General features: G+C 62.6%; 1 protein-coding gene and 1 pseudogene. One reads left to right on the top strand and one right to left on the bottom strand.

Annotated features, from left to right (window positions below; genetic code table 11):
• Positions 1-75: 75 nt before the first annotated feature.
• On the bottom strand, positions 76-1,173 hold the full coding sequence (locus EN943_RS36800; RefSeq protein WP_127416593.1) for a trypsin-like serine protease: 1,098 nt from the start codon (positions 1,171-1,173) through the stop codon (positions 76-78).
• 398 nt (positions 1,174-1,571) lie between these two features.
• On the opposite strand from EN943_RS36800, the pseudogene EN943_RS36795 reads away from it, so the two are divergent.
• Positions 1,572-1,852: pseudogene (locus EN943_RS36795) on the top strand (serine protease); the annotation flags it as partial.

The raw sequence follows: 1,852 nt of genomic DNA, 5'->3' as shown, positions 1-1,852 counted from the left end.
GAAAATAGACCTCGAGCGGCAAATAAGAACGGCGGGCAATCCCGCCGTTTTTCATAGGAGCCAAATGGCCGCGGTTCAGGGCGTTTTCGGTTTCTGCGCCGTGCCCAGTCCCGCCTTGGGTTTGGCAGGCGCCGGAGCAGAGCTTTTCATCTTCGTCTCGATCCAGCCGGTGTAGTTGGCCAGCCGCGTGTAGATGCCGTAGGCGTCCTTGTGGCCGCAGGCCGCGCTGCCGTCCGCCGGGCCCTCGCCCCAACTGACGACGCCGATTTGGACCGGCCCGCCGGTGCCGGTCATGAACAACGGTCCGCCGCTGTCGCCATTGCAAGCATCGCGCACGCCGCTGGTGGTGCCGGCGCAGATCATGTTGCCGGTCAGCGGGTCGGTCATGTCGGCGGCGATCGCGCTGGCGGCCGCGTCGATGCCTTTTTCCGAATAGCGCATACGGCGTGACAGATCGCCGAGCGCTGCCTTCAGATCATGCGCATAGATGGCCTTGATACCGCTGTTGCAGGCCTGGTTCGGCTGCAGGTCGAGGTCGGCGACCATCAGCGTGGTCGGAAAGGTGCCGTCCTGCATCTTGCCCCAGCCGGTGACCGTCGTCTTGCCGGTCTCGGGCGTTGCGTCACGGGCGACCTTGATGGTCGGCGCATCGGCCGGCTCGGCAAGCCGGAGCAGACCGAGGTCGTTGTCGAGGGTCTGCTCGCTGTAGCCTTCGTTGACGATGACCTCCACCACCTTGTGGCGCTTGCCTTCGCTGAGATCGGTTGCACCGGTCAGCACGGTGACGCTCTCAGGCGAAACCGGCTGGCCCTTGTCGTTGAGGCAGTGTGCTGCCGTCAGCACCCATTGCGGCGCGATCAGGCTGCCGCCGCAGAATTGGGCGTTGGCCTGCGATGCCGGATTCTCGTCCAGCCTGTCGGTGGTGAGCAGCGCGACCTGGAACGGGTAGGCTCCCTTTTCGGCCTGGTTGCCGCCATAGACGCGGTCGGCTGCGTCGGGGTTCTCCGCCGCTGCTTTCGCCCTGGCTTCCGTCACGCGGTTCATTGGCGAGACCGCTGCCTCCGGTCGAGCGACCGCTTCGTCGGCCTGGGTGGAATTGGCTGCCGCAAGGGCGGCCGCGATGCCGAGCAGCGATGCGGCGGCGATCGGCCTGAACCGATGGATGATGTTCACCTGAAGCCCTCCTGAGACACGTTCGCGAACGGACCAGCCCTGGCGCATGATCAACAAAGCAAGCCTCAGACTGGTGGTCAGGCCGCGCAGCACTTGTTGTTGCGGCACGGCAGGAACACCAAGTCAGGCGCTGCTTTGCGGATCGCGTTCCTGTGCAGACCTCGCCCAAAACCTATAGCCCCCCACGGGCTATGTGGAAGCTAATTGTCATTCCAATGTTGTATTAATTTAGGCAATATATCCGCGCGGGTATCTTTGGCGGGGGCTTTTGACCGACCGCATAGGCGATGGTCATATTTCAAGTGCGGTAACCAAATTCCTTTTTCGACGCCACCACGATCTCGACAATATTTCTGTATTTTGATCCAGTCCTTGCTGACTTTTGGGAGAGTCTCACCATGACAAAACTGACAAACGCACTCATTGCGTCCGCATTGCTGTCTACCGCAATGTGGGCGGTCCCGGCTTTCGCTGCCGAACCTGGCTCCGCCAGTGCCGGCAATGGCGAAAGCGCGCGCGACGTGACTTCAGGCGACTACAAGCCCGGGCGGGCAAAGCCGATCGCGCCACCGAAGCTGACCGACGAAGACAACCGCGCCGCGCCGCTTGCCGACGAGGCAACGGCTGTCAAATCCTATGGCATCGTCGGACGGTCCGCCGATGGCAAGGAGATCAAGAT

The organism is Mesorhizobium sp. M7A.F.Ca.US.006.01.1.1 (assembly GCF_003997935.1).
Lineage (GTDB): Bacteria > Pseudomonadota > Alphaproteobacteria > Rhizobiales > Rhizobiaceae > Mesorhizobium.
Note: the sequence above shows the minus strand (reverse complement) of the source record. Positions and strands in the feature narration are given on the sequence as shown.